The organism is Solibacillus sp. R5-41 (genome assembly GCF_002736105.1).
Taxonomy (GTDB): Bacteria; Bacillota; Bacilli; order Bacillales_A; family Planococcaceae; genus Solibacillus.
Window position 1 is genome coordinate 2,698,796 of sequence record NZ_CP024123.1, and the last position, 25,687, is coordinate 2,724,482.

Genomic DNA, 25,687 nt, shown 5'->3' on the forward strand with positions numbered 1-25,687 from the left:
AAGACATATTCCATGCGATTTCGCGTAAAGGAATGATTTTTGGAGTAACTAAATTGGAAATTTTTTACTTCATATTTACTAAAAAAAAGATTTATCACCAAAAGAAAAGGAAATTTTCCAATCCACTGTCGGAATGGAAATCACCCCAATGTTATGGTGTAAAAATTAATTCACGTCTTTGTATTTTATTACCCGATGTTTAAATTTATTGATAAGCTGTGCTTTCCATTCATCTTCACCTGTATTTTCCGCTTTTCCAAAATCCTAGTTCTATATCTTGCTGAATGAAGTTATATTAAAAAAGGAAATGGCTAGTAAAATGAACTTGCCTCACTGTTTACCAAAACATATCAAAAACGCACCATTCCACTTATTCGGAATGGTGCGTTTTTAGTGTTCCCAATTTCACAACTTATCATATAAATGACCGACTTAATTTTTTAATTCATCGCATTTTTGCGTTCATTGGCCATCTGAATAAGCTCAGAAGCGTGCTGCAATGTTAATTCGGTAATTTCTGCGCCACTCATCATGCGGCTAATTTCTTCAATGCGCTCGGTTTCTTGCATTTCAGAAATCGTTGTAAATGTTCGGTCATGCTCGACTTGTTTTTTAATATAATATTGGTGATCGGCCATCGCAGCTACTTGTGGTAAATGCGAAATACAAAGCACCTGAGAATTCACCGAAATTGCGGCAATTTTTTCAGCAATGGCTTGCGCTACGCGACCACTTACACCGGTATCCACTTCGTCAAAAATAATCGATGTAATGCCATTAGACGTTGAGAAAATCGTTTTCAGCGCCAGCATCATGCGTGAAAGTTCGCCGCCTGAAGCCACTTTTGGTAATGATTTTGGCGGTTCCCCAACATTAGTCGAAATATAAAACGCAATGCTGTCCTTCCCATTTGAATCAAATTGCTCATGAGCCTCAAAATTCACGATAAATTTCGCTTTTTCCATATGTAACATGCGCAATTGATCCATGATTGCATCACTTAAAACAAGCGCATTTTCTTTACGAATGACCGTTAACTGACTTGCAAGTTGTGTCAATTCCTGTTCCATTTCGTGAAGGAGTTGCTCGTTTTTTTGCATCGTTTCATCACGATTCATTAGCTGCATTAATTCTTCTTCTATTTTTGCATAGTACGTAAGAATTTCTTCAACCGTCGTACCGTATTTGCGTTTCATTGTTTGATATTGTGCAAGGCGCTGCTCAACCTCATTTAAACGCTCTGCATCGTACTCCAAATCATCCAACGCATTTTTAATTTGATAGGCAGCATCCTGGAGCGCATAAAAGCTTGTCGTCACCGCTTCAGATGCCTCTTTAAACGTCTCATCTAAGACAACGATATTATCCATTGCCTCCATCGCGTTTCCGATAAAATCAAGGCCATTTGATTCACCAGATATGGCCTCATAAGCAATATTCGCATGTTCAAAAATTTTATGGAAATTCAATAAGCGACGGCGTTCATCATTGAGTGCCTCTTCTTCATCCGCCTTGAGATCTGCCTGTTCGAGTTCTTGGATTTGGAATTGATATAAATCAATTCGTTGCGCCATTCTTTGCTCGTCCATGCTTAATTCAGCCACTTCTCTTTTTAGCTCGCGATACGTTTCATATGCAGTTTTGTAGCGTACCTTCACCTCTTGCAATGCCGTACTCGCGAAATGATCAAGCAAGTTGATATGATATTTCTCGTCCATTAACTCTTGATTTTCATGTTGCCCATGAATGTCAATTAAACTCCCACCAATTTCACGTAATACCGTCAATGGCACGAGTTTTCCGTTGACACGACAAATACTTTTTCCCGAATCATTCAAATCACGGCGTAAAATAATCGTTCCTTCTTCCACGTCGATTCCGTGCTCTTCCAGTTTACTAAATATTGGATGATGCTCATTTTGAATTTGAAATAATCCACCGAGTTCGGCTTTTTTTTCACCATGTCGAATAAATTCAGTCGAACCGCGCCCACCTGCTAAAATATTGACCGCATCGATTATAATCGATTTCCCTGCACCCGTCTCCCCTGTTAAAACAGTTAATCCGTCAAAAAAGCTAACAGTTAAATCATCTATGATTGCAAAGTTGCGAATGCTTAATTCTCTTAACAAACAAATCCACCTCGATTTATAGCATCTCTAATAAACGATTTTTAATGTCTTCTCGGTCCACTTCAGTACGACACATAATTAAAATCGTATCGTCCCCGCAAATTGTCCCTAATATTTCAGACCAATCTAAATGGTCTAATAAGGAGCCAATGGCATTGGCGTTCCCTGGTAATGTTTTCATCACTAAAAAATGAGAAGCCCCATCAATTGACACAAATGCATCCGATAATGCACGATGTAATTTTTGAATTGGATTAAAGCGTTGGTCCGCAGGTAAGCTATATTTATAACGGCCATCTTGTAACGGAACCTTCACTAAATGTAATTCTTTAATATCACGTGAAACAGTCGCTTGAGTCACGTTATAACCTGCATTTTTTAAATGTTCGACTAAATCGTCTTGTGTTTCAATTTCATTATTGGTAATAATATCGCGAATGCGAATATGGCGTTGGCCCTTATTCATCGAGGTCACCTCATTAAATTTTATTCATTCTATGTATATTTACACTACCATTTGCATAAAAAAAATTCAAGAAAAACCCGATGGAACCGTTCAAAATTCTCTATTATCAGTTTTTTTGGGGGAGTGCCATACATTTCTTGACTAAAAAAGTAATGCATTCAATTATTCACACAACACAATATTACGTCGAACTGTAATTTATAGAAGAAAAGCATCTCCCGTTACCGTACTGGGAGATGCTAACAATTAATATGCATTATTTGAATAGCACTTTACATTATCCCTTTATTTTTTTCCGCTTAAAGAAGACGATTAATAGAACGAGAATGGCCATTAACCCAATGAATGCAGCTACCCACCCAAAATAGTCATTTTCATCTTTTGTTTTGGTGATTCCCTGCTCTTCTTTTTCGTCAATCCATTGCTCATTTGTGAAAATTTGATCCGTGTTCACTTGCACAATTACGTTGGAAGAAACTTCGGTATTGCGTATGAAACTTAGTAATTCTTTCGGTAAATAACTTGTTGCATCACTCATTTTATCAAATACGAGCATTCCGTAGTCATTATTCCAAACATTTGGCTGTAAAAAAGCAAACATCCCGGTCGACGTATGGATGAAACCATGTTCAGTTAATTGGGCAACTCCATTTTGATACGCCACAACGAGATTGTCCTTCTTTTTTAAAAGTGGGTGCATCTTAGGTCCACCAACGAAAATGACATTACTTTTCTTTAGTTGCGACTCGTTTACATCACTCGTTTTTACAATAGAGATTTTCGGTGTGGCATTATTCGTCGTTAATGAACCGTATAATCTTAAAAGTTCGTTCTCTGAAACTTCACCTGAATCTGGCACAACGATAATCAATTCATTATCATGCTTGGCAAATGGAAATGGAAATTGGCTGAATGTAAGGTAACTAGACGGATTCGTAGTTGCCATAGGTAAACTTAATGCACTATCATCATAAACGTAAATCCATTTCTTCTGGTCTGTCACTACACAAGGATTTTGCATGGCCAGTCCATTCGCTGCTACTTGGATCGATAAAACTTGCGAATCTTTTAGAATCGCTGGCTCAAATGGCACACTCACTTTCACATCCTCATTCCCTTTAGACGAAAGTGCTTGCATATCAACCGCGTGTGGAACACCATTTAAATAAACAATTAACTCCACTTTCCCATCTGAAAAATTAACACTATCCGGACGTTCAGTCAGTTCCTCATAAGAAGCGATAATATCCGAATATTTGAAATGGAGTTCAATTGTAGGATCTGTCACATTTTTACTATTCACTGGTAAATAATAAAAATGTGTATTGGTCGAATTCATCCTATTATCCAGTGTAAAATCTTGCATACCAAGCTGTTTAAATGTCACTTTATTTGAATCAACTTGTTTATTCACTACCGGCATTTCCTCAATAAGGATCTTTTCTCCCGTTAATTGCTGGACAATAGACGGCGTTGTTAATACATCAATTTTATCAAATTCTTCAGCGTTTTTCGCAGTTGCGAGTAAGGCATGGACTGCGGCATCCCCATTAACAATTTTCATTTGCGAAATTTGCAGCCCTTTTTCTGGTAACTCATTTTTTGTGACAATCTTTTTTGCCCAACTTGATGAAAACTCCTGTTGTAATCCGATTAAAACAAAATTATTCGTTAACGAGCGCACCTCTTGCTCATTTACGACATGTACGGAATTTTCTGCTGATCGCTGCGTTAAATAATTCGCTACTTGTAAAGCGGCATTTAATGTTTCCATTGACGCTTTCTCTGGTATAACGACTTGTATTTTTCCACTCGGTGTCCCTGTATATATATCAGGATAACTCGATAATGATTGCCCTATAGTTGGCGTAATTCCTTCAACATTCAAAAATGAATTGATTTGAATCGTTACCCAGTTACTCGTCGAATGTTGTGGAACACATATCCCTTCCTTCAAAAAGCCTGTAAAGCTAACGGTAATACTATGCATACCGGCCTTTAAAGCCTCTTTCGGTAAGTTCACTTTAAATTCGGACGTTTTCTCCGCAAGTGAAATTGATTGAATCGGCTCGCCATCCACTTTCACCGTCAAAGAAGAGGGCGCAATTAATATGCTCGAATGATTAATATAAAATTGAGCGTAATAATCACCTGGCTGTAAGTCCGATAACAGCTCATAATAAAAGCTCGTTTCTGCATTTGGTCCTTCTAAATGAATCATTTCATTTGTTAAAGGTGTTTTTTTCTGTGTGACCATCGGATTTACTGGAAATTCAATTGAAACAGTTTGTGCATGTCCACTCTCCCCACCGATGACTAAAATGAATAACATCATACTAACTAAAACGAAAAGCCGTTTTTGCACGTTCATTTTCCTCCTTTTGTCGTGAAACGTTCAGTTTTATACCACTTATGCTCTTCTTTAAAAATTACGCGTTTCATTTCTAAAAAAAGGGAATAGATTACGAGTAAAATCCACATTTGAGAATATGTGAAATACATCGCAATTAAATATAGTATATTTTTAAACGTTAATTGATCTTTTTCGATACTGAGCGTAATCATAACCTCTGTTAAAAATAATAAAAATGCAAGTGCCCATAAAACGACCGCTACATTCCCAATAGATAAATTTAAATCAACGAAAAAGTTGACAATAAAAATACCATTTGAAATGATTACGCCGAAGAAAAATAGGAAATATGTAAAGAAGAAGTAAAAAATATCAAACATAATGCGCTTTTGCTTCATTGAAAACAATTTCCCTAAAAACTTCAATACGACATATTGATTCCCTCGTGCCCATCTCGTTCGCTGACGCCACCACACACCTAAAGTTTCAGGCTCCTGCTCCCACGTAATAGCCGCTGGGAAAAATCGAATATGATAGCCTAAATTATATACACGAATCGTCAATTCGGTATCTTCCGCCATTGCCGATTCATCCCAGCCACCTAACTGCTCAATAATTTCTCGACGGATCGCAAAATTCGTGCCTGGTATCGTAGCTATTCCAAACCAATGCCAGCGCCCCGCCTGAGCCATCCACTGAAAGCAAATCGTTTCGATATTTATAAAATGGGTAAGCCATGTTTGTGTCGCGTTCACAACACGAAACTTCCCGACCATTGCAGCAGCTTTTGGATCATTCAGTAATCCCATAACTAGGTACCAAACAGCCTTTTTCTCTGGCGTATTATCTGCGTCATATACAGCAATGATGTCACCTTTACTATGTTGCAGTGCATAATTGAGCGCAGTTGATTTCCCTCTTCCTTTATATTGGCCCTCTGTTTCAATAATTTTAATAAATTGGTAGTCTTTTGCAAAACTTTCGCCTATTTCCTTCGTGTTGTCACTGCAATTGTCACAAACTAAAATAACCTCTAAACGATCTTTCGGATACGATAAACGGACCATTGCCTTTAATGTCTGTGCAATAACGACCGCTTCATTATGCGCCGGAATAAAAATACTGACAAAAGGTAAATCCCCCTTCATCTTTTTTTCCCACTTCGGAATCACTTTTCTATACTTCTTGAAATGCAAGTATCCACCTTGCGCCAAAAACATGTGATATAACAGCATGAACCAAATTAAAAACAAGGAAGTGTAAAATAATAAATTAGCCATTACGATCGCTCCTCAAATAACCTTTTCCGATAGCGGATGCGTAAAAGGAATATATTTAATGTAAAAATACCAACGAAAATTGTCGTTAATATAACGATAAGCCACAGCACGATTTCGAGCGGTCGTTCCTTTGCTATTAATCGCAAATCGTCTTTATACGAAAGCGAAGAGTGTGTCATAATTTCACCGTTCTCAACTGTTACACTTACTTTGTCAGTTCTCACTTCTATTGGTGTATTTTTTACGTCTAACCATTGTAAATTTGGAACCGCTTCAAACAGAGCTACCATCTCTTTTAAATAATCGATTCCTAAATAGGGATGATAAAAGCCTCCTATCATCGAACCTGGCACCTTTGAAACTTGTGCTATGTTCTCCTCGATGTCTGAAATAGGGTCACTTACCGATGAATCAACGAAGCCAACCGTTTCTGGGTAAAGCACCATCCCGTTCAAACGTGTTGGTTTGCTAATGAATAATGGGCTATTCATGACGCCCCAATTTTTATCAGACAGCTGTATTTGACCGAATACACTTGAAAAATAATTCGAAGCAACATTATAACCATTCGCACTCATCGTATAATGGGGTGCCTCAAAAGCAATCGGACTATAACCTAGCTCAATTAAACTATGAATCGAGCTTGTTAATTTTTCGTTAGTATACTGCGTTTCAATTGACTGATAAGGTGCCAAATACGCATTATACGCATCTATACTACTAAATTGATTCTCCTTTTTAAGCGGTGTCGTCTCGTCCTGTGGATTCATTGTCGTAATCGGTTGATTCAATTCAGAATCCCAAAACTCAAACCCTTCGCCTGTTTCCGTATAGCGGTATGTATGCGTATACCCATGTGCAATAATATAAGCACCGCGCTCCACCAAATTATCTATAACCGCTCTTAGCTTAGGCATATCACGGAGCATCATCATATTTCCCGTTTCGTTATTTACATAAACCGGGATGACGGCCAAATATACAGGAATACCCCGGTCTAATAAATAATCCCCCGCTTGCTGCAGTAATTCTGGATTTGTAACCGGTGAAATGTCCTCTAATCGAATGTACGCATCATGAGTTTCTGGCTTATCAATTTGAAGTAAATCAAATAAAAAGTAGGAGAAAATATAACGTTCTTCACCTAATAAATTTGTGAAATTAATATAAGATACTTGGCCCTTTTTCATAATAATCGGATACGATTTTTCATATTGTATACCTTTTAAAAGTACTTCCGTTTTCTCATCGATTTGAATTTCTCGTACGACTTTTTCAAAGTCCAATGGTTGGTTTCCAATAGAACGAACCGAAACATCTCCTATAAATTCCCATTCATCAAACTGTGGTAGAAACTTAGCAAATTCACCGATGACTAGTAGCTCCTTTGAATAGTTTGAAAGCAAATCAATTGCTCGGCCAGAAACCTTTCCATCTGTTTTCGCATAGGCGACGACAATATGTGCCTCATTTAAATGCGCTTGCTCGAGTTGTTCCACATGAATAAAATCGACTTGCTCAAACAAGCCACTCATCGTCGCCTGAATCATATGAACATTGGCCATTGCGTTGTCATCTTGATTTGCGTAAACAATAAGTACACGACGTTCATCTAAATTTTGCAAACTTGCATCAACATTAGTCGAAAAAGTAACGGCAAATAATAATGTGACTAACAGAATGATTTTACATCGCATAATAAATAAGCTCACTCTCTAGTTCCTCGATAAATTGTTCGTAGGAATGCTGTTTTAGCAAATCATCATATTCATTAAAGCTAATATGAAATGAAAGTGTTACCGTTTTTCCATTTGTTAGCTGATGTGTTTGTAATAGTATGGAAAGCTTCTCAATAATAATTTCGACATGTGCTTTTGGCGTTTCCGTTAATAAGAAGGCAAAGCGATTGTCGAGATAGCGAAACTTCCGGTCAGTCGTACGTAATAGTTCATTCGCCTTCTGTCCAATCGTCATAAGCAAATGCTGCATCTCTTTTGAGCCATATGCTTTATTGAATTCTTTATAATGATCCAGTTCGACTAGTAACAGCGAAAAGCTTCCTCCATGGCGGTTTACACGGCTCATTTCCCGCTTAATTTCTACTTGCATACGTTTCTTATTATCAAATGACGTATCCGTATCGATTGAGACGAATTGTTCCACTTCGTAGCGTAGGCGTTTCCGATCATTCATCACTTCACTAATTCGTTCATGTATATTCCCAGCGACAACAACACTTACAATTAACGCAACACCAAAAATGAAGAATTGCTCGATGGAAAGCATTTGGAATTGTAAACTACTGAATGTCGTATTTTTTACAGACATAATTAATATAGTAGTTCCGATTAAAAATATCAGAAGTAAACTTGCAACTAATCCGTTAAGTGTCCCATTAAATAGGGCCAATCCGATAATGATAAACATCAAAAAGACTAACAATAAATTCATAGTCGATGTACTGTTAAAAAATAAAATTAAAGAACTAAATATACCTAAGGTTACTAATAATTGGGTATATATTCCGTAAGCTGACTTAAAAAACGCCCTCATCCTTTCCCTTCCTTTCTGCTAGCAGTGACAATACATTATCAAACATATGTGTATAAAGCCCGTCTATTACGATATAGCCTCCATAATAAACGCTGTCCGAATCACTGATGCGTAACGTTAATAATTGTTGATATAATTGCTGGGCGAGTTCATTTTCTTCAAGCTCGAGCATCATCAAAGTGGCAAGAGCGTATACAGCTGCCGATTCATAATGTACGATCGGTTTTTTCGTTTTCGGGTCAATACGTCCGTATAGCTTTCCTTCTGATGCCATTGCCTCTTTAGTTAATGTAACCAATGTTTCGACGCTATAACCCCACTTCGCACGATGATAGCCGATGTAATATTGGTCGATTAAATTAATCTCTTCCTCATATTCATAATTTCTCGTCGCGACGATATAGCGTTGTGGGAAAAAACCATCTTTAGAAAGCGGGGCATTAAGGAGAATATTTCGATTCGCTGTATATTGATTCTTTGTCATAAAGCCTTTTTCATATAACATGTCATATGCTTCTGGAATGATATACGACATCGTCACCAAATTTGCCTGACTTGTCGAATTTACATCATAGAAATCCACAAGAATTCCATCTACAACATTCGACTTGACCAGTGTAGACGCTATGTCATCCGCCAGCTTTTCGTAGCGCTCCTCATCCCAAATTACCGCACCATTATATAATGCTTGCATAATGCGTAGATCGTCTATCAATGCATTGACTGTCGACGTTTCCCCTTTCAAAATACGCCACGAAACGGTGTTATCCTTCGTCAAAAAATGTTCCATTACTAATTGTACTTGCTTCTCAAACTTGATAGGATCATTTTGTTCTACTAAAAATTCCATCCATAAACCGATTGATTCAGATAAATACTCCTCTGATCGCTCCGTTAAATCTGTTTGTAACCAGCCATTTTTCAAAAGATGCGCCTCAATGAATTGCTGAGTTGGCAATCGATCATGCTCATTCGATTTCACATACTTTTTATGCTGACACCCAAGTAAGATGTATGTACAAATAATAAAAATAACACAAATGAACGTCCTCTTTCCAACCATTTGCACAAGTCTCCCCTCATATCTTCCTATCATTCCCTAAAAAAGTGCTATTTCTAAGAAAATAAGTATAAACCTAAAAAAGTACAAGATAAAGTCATGATGACGTATCTTGTACTTTGCATTATTTTAATTGCGCATGTGCTTCTTTTACAACGGAATCGAAATTTGTAAAGGCTGCCACTTCTTCACCTTCATGTGGGTTGTATAAATGGAATAAAAATTCGATATTCCCTTCACCACCTGTAATCGGCGAAAATGAGGCATCTTTTACGACAAATCCAGTTGCTGTTGCCACTTTCGCAGTTTCTTCTAACACAGCTAAATGAACTTTTGGTTCGCGGACAATGCCTTTTTTGCCAACATTTTCACGTCCCGCTTCAAATTGCGGCTTGACGAGTGCCATCACATCACCGCCTGGCATTAATACCGTTTTTAATACCGGTAAAATGAGAGCAAGTGAAATAAACGACACATCAATTGTTGCAAAATGAGGTAAACCCTCTACTAAATCTTCTGGCTTCGTATAACGGAAATTGGTTTTTTCCATAACCGTTACACGCTCGTCGGAACGAATTTTCCAAGCGAGCTGATTGGAGCCAACGTCAAGTGCATAGCAATGACGCGCCCCGTTTTGTAAGGCACAATCTGTAAAACCGCCTGTTGATGAGCCAATATCGAGCATTAATTTGCCGTCCACGGACAAATCGAATATTTCTAAAGCCTTCTCGAGCTTCAGACCTCCACGCGATACATATTTTAAATCGGACCCTTTTACTTGAAGTGGCATATCGATCGCAATTTTTTCGCCTGCTTTATCGATGCGAATCTCATTTGAAAAAACTAGACCTGCCATAATGGAGCGTTTTGCTTTTTCGCGTGTTTCACATAATCCACGTTCAACAAGTAAAATGTCTACACGTTCTTTCGGTTGTTTCGTCATACTTTATTAAACCCTACCTGACTGTTTTTTTGGGACAAGTTGCTCTATGCGTCTTACTGCTTCTTCCGCTGTCACATTAATTTCAGCAAGTAATTGGTCCACATCGCCATGCTCGATAAATTCATCTGGAATACCCATTCGTTCAATGGCTAATGTTCGGTACTGGTGATCGCTTGCAAATTCAAGAACCGCGCTACCAAATCCGCCTTGTAACATGGATTCTTCAATCGTTAAAATCGGTAATCCGGCTTTCATGATTTCATGTAGCATCTTTACATCCATTGGTTTTATGAAGCGGGCATTAACCACTCGAACCTTTGTGCCTTGCTGCGCTAACACCTCTGCTGCTTCCAATGCCATTGGAATCGTCGTACCGAATGTTAAAATGACCGCATCATTACCTTCTCGTAACACTTCCCACGAACCGATTGGCAATGCTTTCATTTCCGCATCCATTTCGACACCGTAGCCATTACCGCGTGGATAGCGTAACGCAATTGGACCGTCATTATATTCAAGTGCTGTTTTGACCATATGCTGGCCTTCATTTTCATCTTTTGGCATCATTAATACGATATTTGGAATATGACGTAAAAACGAAATGTCAAATACGCCTTGATGCGTTTCTCCATCCGCACCAACTAAACCTGCACGATCAATACCAATAAATACATTTAATTTCGGTCGTGCAATATCATGTAACACTTGGTCATACGCACGCTGTAAGAAAGTTGAATAAATCGCTAAAAACGGTTTCATTTGTTGTGTAGCAAGTCCAGCCGCCATTGTTGTCGCATGCTGTTCGGCAATCCCGACATCAAAGAAACGTTTTGGATAATCCTTTTGAATACCTTCTAGCTTCGAACCTACTGGCATAGCAGGTGTAATCGTCACAATACGCTTATCTTCAGCCATACATTTTCGAACAGATTCTGCCACTAAACTACTCCATGCAGGACCCTTTGTAGCCGACTTCACAAACGCACCCGTCTCGATTTTATATGGACCTGTACCGTGCCAAGTGCCGACTGTATCTTCCTCTGCTGGTTTATAGCCCTTGCCTTTCTTCGTAAGGACATGCACTAAAACCGGACCTTTTACTTTTTTCGCGTACTCTAATGTTTTTTCAAGTGCCTCAAAATCATGACCATCAATTGGTCCTAAATATTTAAAGCCCATTTCTTCAAAAAATACACCCGACACGACTAAATATTTTAAGCTATCTTTTACACGTTCCGCCGTAGAAGCAAGCTTGTCTCCAACGACAGGAATCTTTTGTATTAATGACTCTAAATCCTCTTTAGCACGCGAATATTCCTTTGCTGTACGCAAACGGCCTAACACGTCATGCAAAGCCCCAACATTTGGCGCAATCGACATTTCATTGTCATTTAAAATGGCTACCATATGCGTCTTTTCATGCCCAATATGATTGAGTGCCTCGAGTGCCATACCGCCCGTTAAGGCACCGTCTCCAATGATTGGCACAACAAAATTTTTATCTCCTTTAATATCACGCGCGGCTGCCATACCCATAGCAGCTGATAATGAAGTCGAGCTATGCCCTGTCTCCCACATATCATGGTCGCTCTCAATTAACTTTGGGAATCCGCAAAGCCCTTTAAATTGGCGTAAAGTATCAAATTGATCTGCACGACCTGTTAATATTTTGTGCACATACGCTTGATGTCCTACATCCCATAAAAATTTATCCTTTGGACTGTTAAAAGCTTTATGCAACGCTATCGTTAATTCTACAACACCAAGATTCGGTCCTATATGACCACCTGTTGCTGAGCATTTTTCGATTAAAAAAGCACGGATATCTTTAGCGAGTGCTTCTAATTGCTTTTTATTCAAGTCTTTTAAAAAGGATGGACTAGAAATTTTCGTTAAATCCATCTCATCCACACACCTTCTCATCAGTTTATTCACCATTGTGATTTTTCTATTATAGCAATGTAAACCGTTTGACAAAAGTTTTACACTCTTTAATTTGTACGTTTTACAATATATTGTGCCAATTGCTCTAATAGGGCTGTATTGGTATCAATCATTTTGAGTGCATTTAGCGCCTGTTCATAATGATTGACCAGTTTTTCCTTCGCGCCTTCTAATGTAAGCAATGCCGGATATGTACTTTTATCACTCGCAACATCCTTACCAGCCGTTTTTCCTAATTGCTCAGAAGTTCCTTCAATATCTAGAATATCATCTTGGATTTGGAATGCTAAGCCAATATGATGTGCGTATTCTACTAATGCGCGGCGTTCTTTTTCTGGTGCATTTGCTAATACCGCACCAGATTCGATACTGAAACGTAATAAAGCTCCCGTTTTATTGACATGAACAGTTTCAAGTTCTTGTAAATTTAATAAACGCTGCTCGCCGTCCATATCTAATATTTGTCCGCCTACCATTCCTTCCGCACCAGCAGCAGCACTTAATAACTCAACAAGTTCAATGCGCTTGTCAGCAGCAATATCGAGTCGCGCCAATACACCAAATGCTAACGTGTTTAAAGCGTCACCTGCTAATGTTGCTAATGCTTCGCCATAAACAACATGGTTTGTCGGCTTGCCACGGCGTAATTCATCATCGTCCATACAAGGTAAATCATCGTGAATTAATGAATACGTATGAATCATTTCAACTGCCGAACCAACAATAAGGCTAGGCGCTAATGGCTGTTCATACATTTCACATACCGCCGCTACAAATAATGGACGGATGCGTTTGCCACCTGCTTTTAAAGAGTATAGCATCGATTCTTTTAAATGCTTGGGCGCTTGAATGCCTTCAACTAATTGGTACATTTCCTTTTCAATTGCGGGAATATTTAATTCAATAAATTGCTGCAATGCGTTATCCATAAATTAATCTTCTCCATTTCCTTGGTCGAAAGGCTGTTTTTCACCATTTTCGCCAACGATTGAAATTAATTGCTGCTCTGCACTTTGAAGTGTATCATGACAAAGTTTCGATAGCTCCATTCCATTTTTATAAAGATCGATTGCTTCCTCTAACGGTACATCACCTTGCTCTAGCTTACGAACAACTTCTTCTAGCTCGGCCATTGCAGTCGCAAAATTTGGCTTTGTCATCATTTTCCCCCCTCTTTTTGTACGTGCGTTTCCAGTATTTTGGCTTGTGCATAACCATCTTGAAAAGTAATGGTCACTACATCATTTTTCGCTAAGTCCTGAGTTGATTTTACTACGGTTTCATCCTTATACGCTATACTAAACCCTTTATTCATAATGGCTAATGGATTTAATGCTTCTAACATGCGTAAATGGTTGGCAAATTCGACTTTATTTTGCGCCAGCTTCTGCTGCATGGCACGATTTAGCTGATCTGTGCGATGCGCTAGTTGCTGCTTGGACGCGGTCAATTGATGATGAGGTGAATACTGTTTTAATTGGCTGCTCATTTGTTGCAAAGCCGATTTTTGTTTGAATACATACATGTTTATTGCATTTTCTAATTGATGGTCCATTTGGGCAAGTTGTTCTGTAAAAGGACGATATAATCGTTCTGGGGTTGCCAATGGATAAGAATTTTGTAATTTTGTTAACCGATTTCGTTCAAATGTTAAGCGTGATGTCATCATTTGATGGAGCATCGATTTTTTCGCCAATATGTTTTGGAAGAGCTCTTGCTGATTCGGCACCGCTAACTCTGCTGCCGCAGTTGGTGTTGGTGCACGTAAATCGGCTACAAAATCGGCAATCGTCGTATCCGTTTCATGTCCGACTGCACTAATGATTGGAATGCGGCTTTCAAAAATAGCACGCGCCACCATCTCTTCATTGAATGCCCATAAATCTTCAATCGAACCACCACCTCGCCCGACAATTAGGACGTCACAAAGTGCATGACGATTGGCCAAATAAATATTTTCGGTAATATTCGGTGCCGCCCCTGCCCCTTGTACAAGTGTCGGGTAAATGATAATTTCCACCTGAGGGAAACGGCGATTAATGGTCGTACAAATATCTCGAATGGCTGCCCCAGTGGTCGCAGTTAGTACACCGATTGTTTTTGGATACTGCGGAATTGGCTGTTTAAAATTTGCGTTAAACAGTCCCTCTTTTTGCAGCTGTTCTTTTAATTGATTAAAGGCGACAAATAGGCCGCCGATGCCGTCTGGTTCCATCGTTTGGGCATACAATTGATAGACCCCGCTAGATTCGTACACATTGACATCTCCACGTATGAAAACTTTCATTCCTTCTTCAGGCTTAAATGAAAGTTTCGATGCTTGAGTGCGAAACATTGTCGCGTTAATGCGTGAGCCATCATCTTTTAATGTAAAGTAAATATGTCCCGAACTATGAATTTTCACATTCGAGAGCTCCCCCATTACATAAACATCACGTAAATGTGGATCGGCATCAAATTTGCGTTTGATATATTTCGTTAATGCTTTAACGGTTAAATAAGAAGACGATGACATTGACGTTTTGCTCCTTTTTGGTGGATTGAATTTGTACTTTTGGATTTTTATTACTATGTAGTAGTAGCGTTAAAGCTTAAGTTCGTAAATTTATCCAAAAAGAAAAGCTGTTTCTCCTCAGAAAAACAGCTTCTGTATTTCTACATTTTATCTTTTTTTACATTGTTTGTCGCGCAATAACTTTTTCTGCGGATTGAACGGTATTAGCTAAAAGCATTGTAATCGTCATTGGACCTACTCCACCTGGTACTGGTGTAATATGAGAGGCAATGCCATCTACATCTGCAAAGTTTACGTCGCCGCATAATTTATTATTTTCGTCACGGTTAATACCTACATCAATTACGACTGCTCCTTCTTTTACATGCTCCTTCGTAATAAAGTTAGCACGTCCTACAGCGGCAATAATAATATCCGCTTGCTTCGTGAATGAAGGTAAGTCTGGAGTTTTTGAGTGTGTGTATGTCACCGTTGCATCATTCTGTAATAAAAGTTGCCCCATTGGTTTGCCTACAATATGGCTACGGCCAACGATAACCGCATGTTTCCCAGCCACTTCAATGCCCGAGTACTCAAGTAATTTCATCACTCCATAAGGGGTACATGGTAAATACGTATCTTGACCTAACATCATTTTACCCACACTTACTGGTGAAAACCCATCCACATCTTTTTCAGGTGAAATTGTTGCAATCACTTCATCTTCATCTATATGTTTCGGTAATGGAAGCTGTACAAGAATACCATGAATATCTTGGCGCTCATTTAATGTACGGATTTGATCTAGTAAATTCTCTTCAGTCGTATCTTCCGGAAGTTTGATTAATTCCGAATACATTCCGATTTGTTCACACGATTTTTGCTTGTTCGTAACATACGTTTTTGAAGCAGGATTTTCCCCTACTAAAATAACCGCTAAACCAGGTGTTAAACCTTGTTTTTTAAGCGCTTCTACGCGAATTGCTACTTCCTCGCGAATTTCTTGACCGATTTCTTTCCCATTAATTATTGCACTTGACATGTTGTGACTCCTTCCAGTGATTCCTAAAGTTTATGTAAGTTCTAGTCTACTTTAAACCAATTTTACCTCGGCGAAATTGCGTCCAGATTTTGAATTTTGCTGAGTACTGCGTCGGGCAGGACTCAGCAAAATAAACTCCATTCAAAATCTGTGACATCCGCTGGGGCTTATTTTCGTCCCCCCGAAAAAATGCGAACATCACATGCATCTCATCACCTAAAATAGGAGACAGATGTTGAACGAAATTAAACTAGCATTTCTTAAAAAAAATCATCTTCGGCTTCTCTATCAAAATGGATTCATCCTCATTGACAAACTAGGAAATTCCCTACTGACTTGAAGCTTCACTTTACTTGGCTGTAAATTTCGAAAGTACACCGTTGACAAACTTGCTTGATTTTTCATCACCAAATGTTTTACTTAGCTCAATAGCCTCGTTCATCACAACTTTATTTGGTGTTTCAGTCGCATACATTAATTCGTATACCGCTAAACGTAAAACGGTTCTTTCAATTTTCGGTAGACGGCTTAGCGTCCAGTTCTCTAAGTTTTTTTCTAGCGCAGCATCAATTTCTGTCTTATGCTCAGTTGTACCACGTACCAATTGTTCTAAAAAGGCATTTGATTTTTGTTCTTCTTCAAGTACATGTCCAATTGCCTCTTCAAATGTAAGTTCTGTGCTGTCCAACTGAAACAATACTTGTAACGCTTTTTGGCGCGCTTCTGTTCGTTTCATGATTAAAGCTCTCCTTCATAAGTAGCATTAAGTCCTATGATAGCACATTTTTATTATCATATCACCGTTTCAATTATATTTTAAAAATTATGATGAATTTCGGGCAATATATGAAAATTTTTGCGTAATTTTTGTGGGTCTTTAGCAAAATATGCGCTTGACTTTATAAAGTGAAATTAGGAGCCATTCTGTAGATGTGACTTTCTAATATAGATTCTAATAATATGTGTGCTACTTTAGGCTGGCTATGCACATGAGCCCCACAGCTTTGTTGCACAAATCAGTACGACTTATGTGTGTGCTTTGTGCAAGGCCAGTCTTAATGAAAGTTACCGATTCTGTTGCTTCTATAACTTGGGGCGCCACTATCGTGGGAAGCGGCAGATTCTTTCTTTAATTTTCATTCAGATAGGTAACGGCATTCTAATTTATTTGCTTTCTACATTTAGTATCCCTCTACAGTGAGAGGCGACATTTTCTTTTGAATTTGCATTTTGGATCGTTACCAATTCCAATGGCTTGCCATGTTACCAAAGCTATTTAAAAGCTTGGGCGGCCTTTACTGCCTTTTGCCATCCATTATATAAATCCTCGCGTTGTTGGTCGTGCATTTCCACTTCAAACTGGTGGTCAAGCTGCCAATGATTTTGGAGCACCGCCGTACTGTCCCAAAAGCCGACTGCTAGTCCTGCCAAATAAGCCGCACCAAGCGCTGTTGTTTCATTAACTGCGGCTCGTTCCACCGGCATGTTTAAAATATCTGCTTGGAATTGCATTAATAAATTATTTTTCACAGCCCCACCATCGACACGCAATGTTTTAATGTCTATTTGAGAATCGGAACTCATCGCTGTTAAAACATCGCGAGTTTGATAGGCCAAGGATTCCAACGTTGCGCGAATGAAATGTTCCTTTGACGTACCGCGCGTCAATCCAAATACAGAACCACGGACATCCGAGTCCCAATAAGGTGTCCCAAGGCCGACAAAAGCAGGGACAACATACACACCATCTGCATCCTTTACTTTCTTTGCATAGTTTTCACTTTCTGTTGAATTCCGAATGAGCCGCAAGCCATCTCGCAACCACTGAATCGCTGAACCCGCTACAAATATACTACCTTCCAGCGCATATTGCACCTTCCCATCAATGCCCCAAGCAATCGTCGTCAGCAGCCCATGTTCAGAGCGTACCGCTTCTTCACCTGTATTCATCAGCATAAAGCAGCCTGTGCCATAAGTGTTTTTAACCATCCCTTTTTCAAAGCATGCTTGCCCAAACAATGCAGCCTGCTGATCCCCTGCAATTCCTGCAATCTGTACGGGGTGACCAAAGAAATGGTGCGCTGCGATTTCGCCGTACACTTCTGACGAGGGGCGAACTTCTGGGAGCATAGAAGCTGGCACACCTAAAATATCGAGTAACTCACCATCCCACTTCAAGTCAAAAATATTGTACATGAGCGTTCGTGAAGCATTCGAATAATCCGTTACGTGAACAGCGCCATCTGTCAGTTTCCATATAATCCATGTATCAATTGTGCCAAATAATAATTCGCCCTTTTCAGCCTTGTCACGTGCGCCCTCCACATGATCAAGAATCCACTTTACCTTTGTTCCAGAAAAATATGCATCCAATAAGAGGCCCGTTTTTTCCCGGAAAAGCTGCTCATGCCCCGCTTCTTTTAATTCTTCACAAATCGAAGCCGTTTGACGAGATTGCCAAACGATTGCATTATAAATAGGCTCCCCTGTATATTTATCCCAGACAACCGTTGTTTCACGCTGGTTTGTAATGCCCACCCCAGCAATTTGATGCGCTTGAATATTATTTTCCGACAACACTTTCGCAATGACCGTTAATACGGAACTCCATATTTCCATCGGATTATGTTCTACCCAACCAGACCTCGGGAAAATTTGCTTAAATTCTTGTTGCGCAACATATTCCACATGCCCCTCTTTATTAAATAAGATTGCGCGAGAGCTTGTTGTCCCTTGATCTAAAGACATCATATATTTTTTCATCGCATATCTTCCCCCAAAAGAAACTTAATTATTGCTTACGACTTCATCAATGGCTTCCTGTAATTCTTTTCGGTAATCGGATTTTTGTAAAGTCGTCCAGTGAAACGATTTCGCCATTTCATCTAGTACCGCTTCTTTCATGTCATTCACTTGATGAATAGTAAAAAGCAATGCACCTGTACGACGGATAAAGAAATCAACAGGCTTTGCAATGGCTTCATAGTGCATCGCATAATGTAATTCACCATACGTAACCGCATCCAACGGCGTATCATTTTGCTCGGCGAAACGAAAAACTTGCGCGCTATTCGTCCCGTATCTACGTACAATTTTTTCACTTTGCTCAAGTTTTAAACCGATTTGAACACCACTTGTAATTTGTCGTTCAACATACTGTTCAAAAAATGCCGAACCGCTTAAATCCCCACCAGAAATGGGCAACTTTTTAGTGATGCAGCTTGAATACGTTTGATGATATTCAATTGAAAGTTGCTTGCTCACTAGATCCACTATTTTTTCGGCCATCTTTCGGTACCCGGTTAATTTTCCGCCCGCAATCGTAATGAGCCCTTGCTCGGACTGCCAAACTTCATCTTTCCTTGAAATTTCCGATGGGTTTTCCCCTTTTTCGTGAATTAATGGACGGACACCCGCCCAGCAAGATTCAATTTGTCGTTCTGTTAATTGTAAATGCGGAAACATAAAATGGATAGCTTGTAATAAATATTTTTTATCATTTGCTGTAATTTTTACTTCTTCAGGTGCGCCGTTATAAAATGTATCCGTCGTACCTACATATGTTTTTCCGTCACGTGGAATGGCAAAAATCATGCGCCCATCATTTTGCGTATCAAAATAAATCGCTTGCTGCAACGGGAAATCCTGTTGATCAAACACAACGTGAACACCCTTCGATAATATTAAATGCTTTTCAGTAAGTCCTGCTTCTAATTTTCGTACTTCATCCACCCAAGGCCCCGATGCATTAATAACTTTTTTCGCTTTAATGACGTACTGTTCTTTTGTAAATTGATCTTCCACTGTCACCTTTGTAAACGCTAAATTTTGTGTATCCATTTTAATCACTTTCATATAATTGACGGCATATGCCCCATGTTCTACTGCTGCTTTTAGCACTTCGATTGTCAGGCGTGCATCATCTGTCCGATATTCGACATACATGCCCGCGCCTACTAAATCCTCTTTTTTTAACAACGGTTCTTGCTGAAGTGCCATGTCCTTCGAAAGCATAAATCGGCGCTCACTCTTTTTGACACCAGCTAAAACATCATACACTTTGAGTCCAAAAGCCGTGGCAAGCGGGCCAAATGAGCCGCCCTTATAAAACGGTAATAACATCCAAATTGGCGTCGTCACATGCGGACCATTTGCATAAACAATGGCACGTTCACGACCGAGTTCTGCGACTTCTTTTATTCTCATTTGCTTTAAATAACGCAATCCACCGTGAACTAATTTCGTGGAGCGACTTGACGTTCCCGATGCAAAATCCTGCATATCCACTAAACCAACACTCATGCCTCGCGTGACAGCATCTAATGCAATTCCTGCCCCAGTTATGCCACCGCCAATTATAAAAACATCAAGGGTTTCCTTTTGTAATGTCGCCATCGTTTGTGGTCGTTGCTTGAACGAAAATTCCTTCATAGTGAACAATCCTCCATTCTACATGTGTGTTCAGCTTTCCCCAGTTTTTTAAATAAAAAAAACCTAGCAATGAAAAATTCTCTGCTAGGTTTACATGATGGTATTATTTTGACTACTTTAAACGGTGGGAATTATTCAGCTTCTTTAGACGTCTCAAATTGAATGCCTGTTACATGAATATTCACTTCACTTGTTTCGATTGCTGTCATATTTAAAATAGCTTGGCGGATAGATGTTTGTACTTCTTTTGCTACTTTTGGGATAGCAAAGCCGTACTTCACTGTACAAAATACGTCAATCACAATATGCCCGTCTTCTGACATGGCAGATTTAATTCCTTTTGAATGTACTTTTTTCCCAAAACGTTCAACAACACCCGATGCAAAGTTACCACGTGTAGAAGCAATCCCTTCAACTTCTGTCACGGCAATACCTGCGATAACTTCAATTACTTCTGGTGCAAGTTCAATTTTTCCGATTTCATCTTTTCCAATCGGTGTTGGTTGTACGAATGATACTGGTTGTTTTTCAGCCATATGTGAAACATCCTCTCTTTATGTAAACTTGCCAATTAAGGCTTTCATATAGGATTTCTAAGCTTATTATACTACATTTAGCAAGGTGATGTGTGATTGTAAACACGTTTTTCAAAAATAATTGAATTGCTAAATAAAGTGAAACGTTTTTCCGCAGATGGGCGCTTTCTATTAGGATTCTAATATAGTTTGGGCTTGTTAGGCTGGCTAAGCACATGAGTCATACAGCTTTGTGCACGACCAAGCCCAACACGATGTTGGTCACTCCGGTGTTGTCACACGACGTGGCGATTTTAGCCTAAGTTCTCCTTTTAAAGTTTAATGGTGAGCCCTATACGTTATATGTCAAATCGTGTCATTCCATACAAATTGTTCTTGCTGCGTTTCGATTAATTGAATTTCATATTGTGTCAAATATTGCATCGCCGCAAATAAAATGTCCTGCTTTACTTGAAGCATTTCAGCCGTATCATTTGTACTCACAAAATAGCGAACAATTATGCGGCAAGAGCTCGGGCGTAGTTCATCCATTGCCACATGGATAATATTTTTTAGCGTTTTTGGATGTAAGGCTATTTGTTCATGCAATGAGTTGATAAATTTCACGACGTTTTCTTCATTGTTTTCGCTCGAAACAAATAAATAATGTTCGATTTTACGTTGCTCACGCTTGGTCAAATTATATATTGGACGATTGACTAAATAGGAATTCGGGATATAGACAAGGCCTTTGTCACCTGTTTGAATAATCGTACTCCGTAAATTAATATCCTCTACCGTGCCATCAATTTTTCCATCGCCTGTCATAATCCAATCACCTATTTGAAATGGCTTATCCAGCGCGACACTCATCCCACCAAAAATATGTGCCAGCGTCTCACGAATTCCAAACGCGAGAGCAACTCCCGTCAATCCGATTGCTGTTAAAAAACCTTCCAAATTAAAACTCCATACCGATGCAATGGAAAACATCGCAATGACCATTACAATCACTTTGCTGATGCGTAGGAAAAAGGGTGTTAAAATATCTTGATTTTCTCCCGTTTCAAAGCGCGTAGGATTTTTTAAGTAAAAGCTTAAAATGTCGTACAATGCCTTGAAAATAAAGTAAATATAAACCGATTCTATGAACTTTTGTAGTTTGAGTACATCAAATAACCAAACTTCCAAAAGCATTGATAACGACATTAATAGAAGCGTAAAGATAAATGCATTCCGGAATGCTGGAAATGTATATTTAGTTATATCGCTTAATACAGGATGCTGCTTTTTTTCCAGAAATGTCGCCATTTTCATCACAATTGGGCGAACAACAAGAAAAAGCATTAACAAACCAACAATAACGATCAAGATTGCAGCTAAAATATCCGTCCAAGTTGGTGCCTTAACTGCTGGTATAAACCATTTAATTGAATCCCACAAAAAAATTCCACCTTCTTCATCCCGCAGTAACGGGCAGTAATTCATATGTAGTTATAAATAGCGTGTTAGATACACCCTTTCTCCTTCCTCGATTTGAGAAGCGTTAGGGAGATATCTCTACTCACTTTGCTATTTGCGCTTGCATCATAACATGAGAGAGCTTATTTTGCCTAACAAAAAATATAGCTTTTCATTTTCATTGAGTATTTTCCGTGTAGAGTTACTAATAAGGAATCTTATATGGATACTTATAAAGTGTGTAGAGGCTAAGTTGGGTAAGGACAACACGATGTTGGTCACTTAGGCTTTGCCGTGGGAGGCGGCGGTTTCAGATGATTGAAGCTATTTTTGCTTTCTAAACTCGTTACCTAATGAATTAATTTGTTTGTATGTAATGCCCTCTTTTTTATATTTACTTGTCATTACATCAACATGACTTAAAAAATGAACCAATATTAGCAAATGTTAATCAAATAATAATTTGCCTTGATACATTTTTGATTTTCTACTTAAACGGCAGTTACTTCACATTTTTCACTAAGTGTTCAGTAATTTTGTCTAAAGTTATAGAAATGCCAAACAAATCACTTTAGGTATTTCATCTAATGATAAGGTGCCTAAGGTATTTGCTAATGTTCCTTTATTTTGTTAATCTTGGTACCATTAGACCATGAAAACTTGAAGGGACTGAACTATGCGTAGATGGCAATATTTTTTATCTAACTGATTAAAAATATTGGAGGTAAAAGTATTGATAATAGAACTAAACACCCAAAGATTGCATTTAAGAAGAATGGAAGTTTCAGACTCATATAGCTTGTTTAAAATTTGGTCTGATCCAGATGTAACTAAATTCATGAACATCTCTAGCTTTACACATGAAGCTCAAGCAAAAGAAATAATTGAACTCTTTGATGATTTGGCTCAGGCTAATGAAGCAATTCGGTTCAGCATGATCGAACGAAATTCCAACGAATTAATAGGTACGTGTGGATTCAATTCTATAGACTTTGAAAATGCTAAGACAGAAATTGGTTATGATCTCGCTAAAGCCTATTGGGGCATGGGGTATGCTCCAGAAGGTATCAGTGCATTACTTAATTATGCTTTCGAAACTTTGAAACTAAATAGAATCGAAGCAAAGGTAGAACCTGCGAATGTGAATTCTATCAAGGTTTTAGAAAAGCTTAATTTCACATTTGAAGGAACTCTTAGACAGTACGAAAAATCTAAAGGAAACTTTATTGACATCAAAATGTATTCGCTTTTAAAAACGGATTGATTTAGAATTCCCCGGCCTATATCTTTATTGAGATATAGGCTTTTATTTTTTTATGACCATATAGTTTCAGATTTTGTCACAAGTGAAGTTACAACATATTTCAATACATCTCATGTTACTCTTTTTTTATCCTCTAAAGTTTGGCCCGTAAATTTCACATCAAGTATCTGCTCTGATAACTTAATATTGCAATCTAAAAACTCTTCTCTTTCACTAATGTTTTCCCCATTTCCTACTGCAACTTTCCTTTCTTGAATTCCATTTAATTCAAATGTTATGCTACTAAAAACTGGCACAAATGTTCGTATATAGTTATAATTGTTTTATCTTAAAAACAAAAGGAGTCTTGCCTTATGAGTCAAAGAGTTGCTTACTACGATGTTGCACCTGACGGTATGAAAATTATGATGGATATGGAGAAATATACTAAGAAGTCTACAATTAATCGAGCAACTAGGGAACTTATAAAAATTAGAGTCTCTCAAATTAATGGGTGTGCTTTCTGCATAGACATGCATACATCTGATGCTCGTAAGATGGGTGAAACTGAACAGCGTATTTATTGTTTAAATGCTTGGAATGAATGTACTTTTTATACAATTGAAGAGAAAGTTGCTCTAGAACTATGTGAGCATATAACTTTAATTCCTACTAAAAGAGTTCCGGATGACCTATATAAACGAGTATGTGATTACTATGACGAGAAACAGTATGTTGACCTTGTTCTAATCATCAATCAAATCAACAGTTGGAATAGAATTTCTATCGCAATGGGAAATACAGCAATTGAAAAATAATAACTCTTTAACGAACATCTAACGGTGTTCGTTTTTTTCTTCGATGGTTACTTTTCTTGCACGATAGCCATTACTTTTCCGGCTCCAACCTTGTTTAAATTAAAATAAGCAGCATTAACTTTTTTGTTGTCACATTAATTAGAAAGGAACTCAATTAAAGTTTGCTTGAATCCCTTATCATCTGTTCTGATAACAAATGTGTTTTCTAAATTAACTTCCATTTCTTTCACTCCCCTGCATATTTTATTTCAAATGCAACGTATACCCGTCTTTCCTCATATCATCAGAATTCTAATTCACAATATTACCCAAATCCATTTTAAGCGTTTCGATTGGTTTGAGTACTTGAGGATACTTCATCAATTTTTCAAATAAAAAAAATCTAAGGATAATAAAAAATCTTCTGAACAAACTATATTTGGGAGGTGAAATTCATGCCAAATAATAATAACAACCAATACGTTAACCAAATCAGACAAAAAATCCAACAAGCAGAAGCTAAAAAAAACCAAGCTTCTGGTCGATTTGCAACTCCGAATACAATGAACTCCATGAACGAAGAATTCGGGATTGAGACTGACGTTAACCAAGTAAGACAACAACTCCAACAAGCAGAAGCTAAAAAGAATCAGGCTTCTGGTCAATTTACAACTCCGAATACAATGAACTCCATGAACGAAGAATTCGGGATTGAGACTGACGTTAACCAAGTAAAACAACAACTCCAACAAGCAGAAGCTAAAAAAAATCAAGCTTCTGGTCGATTCGGAAATAATACTAACAAAAACTAAATAAATTAAGTTGATTCATCCTAAACCGGCAAGCTTTTTTTTGCCGGTTTTTTTTATTAAATCACTTCTCCCTTTCCTTCCCACAATTCAAACATCCCTTTATTTTTGGATATAAAAAAGCCTTCTAACTCGTAAAAGTTAGAAGGGCTTCTATTGAGATT

21 protein-coding genes are annotated in these 25,687 nt (G+C 38.3%); 3 read left to right on the forward strand and 18 right to left on the reverse strand.

The window, feature by feature from the left end:
- Positions 1-440: 440 nt before the first annotated feature.
- From recN to CSE16_RS13385, 18 genes are all read right to left on the reverse strand, one after another.
- A complete protein-coding gene (gene recN / locus CSE16_RS13300; protein WP_099424347.1) occupies positions 441-2,132 on the reverse strand; it encodes a DNA repair protein RecN in 1,692 nt (563 codons plus the stop codon).
- A 16-nt stretch (positions 2,133-2,148) separates the two neighbouring features.
- Positions 2,149-2,598, reverse strand: a complete 450-nt coding sequence (ahrC, locus tag CSE16_RS13305; RefSeq protein ID WP_099424348.1) for a transcriptional regulator AhrC/ArgR — start codon at positions 2,596-2,598, stop codon at positions 2,149-2,151.
- A 277-nt stretch (positions 2,599-2,875) separates the two neighbouring features.
- Positions 2,876-4,963, reverse strand: a complete 2,088-nt coding sequence (locus CSE16_RS13310) for a cellulose biosynthesis cyclic di-GMP-binding regulatory protein BcsB (protein ID WP_157764824.1) — start codon at positions 4,961-4,963, stop codon at positions 2,876-2,878.
- Positions 4,964-4,965: 2 nt separating this feature from the next.
- The gene (locus CSE16_RS13315; protein WP_099424350.1) at positions 4,966-6,231 is read right to left on the reverse strand and encodes a glycosyltransferase family 2 protein; all 1,266 of its coding nucleotides are present in this window, start codon (positions 6,229-6,231) and stop codon (positions 4,966-4,968) included.
- Positions 6,231-7,943 carry a DUF2334 domain-containing protein gene (locus CSE16_RS13320; protein WP_099424351.1) on the reverse strand — a complete coding sequence of 571 codons (1,713 nt, stop codon included), beginning with the start codon at positions 7,941-7,943 and terminating at the stop codon, positions 6,231-6,233. The genes CSE16_RS13315 and CSE16_RS13320 overlap by 1 nt, the downstream gene beginning before the upstream one ends.
- Positions 7,918-8,682 carry a diguanylate cyclase domain-containing protein gene (locus CSE16_RS13325; protein ID WP_157764826.1) on the reverse strand — a complete coding sequence of 255 codons (765 nt, stop codon included), beginning with the start codon at positions 8,680-8,682 and terminating at the stop codon, positions 7,918-7,920. Before CSE16_RS13325 ends, CSE16_RS13320 begins: the two co-directional genes overlap by 26 nt.
- A gap of 85 nt (positions 8,683-8,767) precedes the next feature.
- Complete coding sequence (locus CSE16_RS13330; RefSeq protein ID WP_099424353.1) at positions 8,768-9,847, reverse strand: glycosyl hydrolase family 8; 1,080 nt, start codon at positions 9,845-9,847, stop codon at positions 8,768-8,770.
- 121 nt (positions 9,848-9,968) lie between these two features.
- Positions 9,969-10,787 carry a TlyA family RNA methyltransferase gene (locus CSE16_RS13335; protein WP_099424354.1) on the reverse strand — a complete coding sequence of 273 codons (819 nt, stop codon included), beginning with the start codon at positions 10,785-10,787 and terminating at the stop codon, positions 9,969-9,971.
- Between the two features lie 6 nt (positions 10,788-10,793).
- Positions 10,794-12,689 (reverse strand): 1-deoxy-D-xylulose-5-phosphate synthase, encoded by a 1,896-nt coding sequence (gene dxs, locus CSE16_RS13340; protein WP_099424355.1) that lies wholly within the window; start codon positions 12,687-12,689, stop codon positions 10,794-10,796.
- An 89-nt stretch (positions 12,690-12,778) separates the two neighbouring features.
- Positions 12,779-13,660, reverse strand: coding sequence for a polyprenyl synthetase family protein (locus CSE16_RS13345; RefSeq protein WP_099424356.1), 882 nt, complete (start codon positions 13,658-13,660; stop codon positions 12,779-12,781).
- Positions 13,661-13,663: 3 nt separating this feature from the next.
- The gene (gene xseB, locus CSE16_RS13350; RefSeq protein WP_057987783.1) at positions 13,664-13,891 is read right to left on the reverse strand and encodes an exodeoxyribonuclease VII small subunit; all 228 of its coding nucleotides are present in this window, start codon (positions 13,889-13,891) and stop codon (positions 13,664-13,666) included.
- A complete protein-coding gene (xseA, locus tag CSE16_RS13355) occupies positions 13,891-15,246 on the reverse strand; it encodes an exodeoxyribonuclease VII large subunit (protein WP_099424357.1) in 1,356 nt (451 codons plus the stop codon). The genes xseB and xseA overlap by 1 nt, the downstream gene beginning before the upstream one ends.
- A gap of 157 nt (positions 15,247-15,403) precedes the next feature.
- Complete coding sequence (gene folD, locus CSE16_RS13360) at positions 15,404-16,267, reverse strand: bifunctional methylenetetrahydrofolate dehydrogenase/methenyltetrahydrofolate cyclohydrolase FolD (protein ID WP_099424358.1); 864 nt, start codon at positions 16,265-16,267, stop codon at positions 15,404-15,406.
- Between the two features lie 349 nt (positions 16,268-16,616).
- Positions 16,617-17,003, reverse strand: a complete 387-nt coding sequence (gene nusB, locus CSE16_RS13365; RefSeq protein ID WP_099424359.1) for a transcription antitermination factor NusB — start codon at positions 17,001-17,003, stop codon at positions 16,617-16,619.
- Positions 17,004-17,539: 536 nt separating this feature from the next.
- The gene (glpK, locus tag CSE16_RS13370) at positions 17,540-19,030 is read right to left on the reverse strand and encodes a glycerol kinase GlpK (RefSeq protein ID WP_099424360.1); all 1,491 of its coding nucleotides are present in this window, start codon (positions 19,028-19,030) and stop codon (positions 17,540-17,542) included.
- 24 nt (positions 19,031-19,054) lie between these two features.
- The gene (locus CSE16_RS13375) at positions 19,055-20,698 is read right to left on the reverse strand and encodes a glycerol-3-phosphate dehydrogenase/oxidase (protein WP_099424361.1); all 1,644 of its coding nucleotides are present in this window, start codon (positions 20,696-20,698) and stop codon (positions 19,055-19,057) included.
- A 131-nt stretch (positions 20,699-20,829) separates the two neighbouring features.
- Complete coding sequence (locus CSE16_RS13380) at positions 20,830-21,234, reverse strand: Asp23/Gls24 family envelope stress response protein (RefSeq protein ID WP_099424362.1); 405 nt, start codon at positions 21,232-21,234, stop codon at positions 20,830-20,832.
- 345 nt (positions 21,235-21,579) lie between these two features.
- Positions 21,580-22,656 carry a mechanosensitive ion channel family protein gene (locus CSE16_RS13385; protein WP_099424363.1) on the reverse strand — a complete coding sequence of 359 codons (1,077 nt, stop codon included), beginning with the start codon at positions 22,654-22,656 and terminating at the stop codon, positions 21,580-21,582.
- A gap of 751 nt (positions 22,657-23,407) precedes the next feature.
- Between CSE16_RS13385 and CSE16_RS13390 the strand changes: the two genes are divergently transcribed.
- From CSE16_RS13390 to CSE16_RS13405, 3 genes are all read left to right on the forward strand, one after another.
- The gene (locus CSE16_RS13390; protein WP_099424364.1) at positions 23,408-23,938 is read left to right on the forward strand and encodes a GNAT family N-acetyltransferase; all 531 of its coding nucleotides are present in this window, start codon (positions 23,408-23,410) and stop codon (positions 23,936-23,938) included.
- Positions 23,939-24,291: 353 nt separating this feature from the next.
- Positions 24,292-24,735 (forward strand): carboxymuconolactone decarboxylase family protein, encoded by a 444-nt coding sequence (locus CSE16_RS13400; protein WP_099424366.1) that lies wholly within the window; start codon positions 24,292-24,294, stop codon positions 24,733-24,735.
- A gap of 434 nt (positions 24,736-25,169) precedes the next feature.
- Positions 25,170-25,526 carry a gamma-type small acid-soluble spore protein gene (locus CSE16_RS13405; protein ID WP_099424367.1) on the forward strand — a complete coding sequence of 119 codons (357 nt, stop codon included), beginning with the start codon at positions 25,170-25,172 and terminating at the stop codon, positions 25,524-25,526.
- Positions 25,527-25,687: the final 161 nt, after the last annotated feature.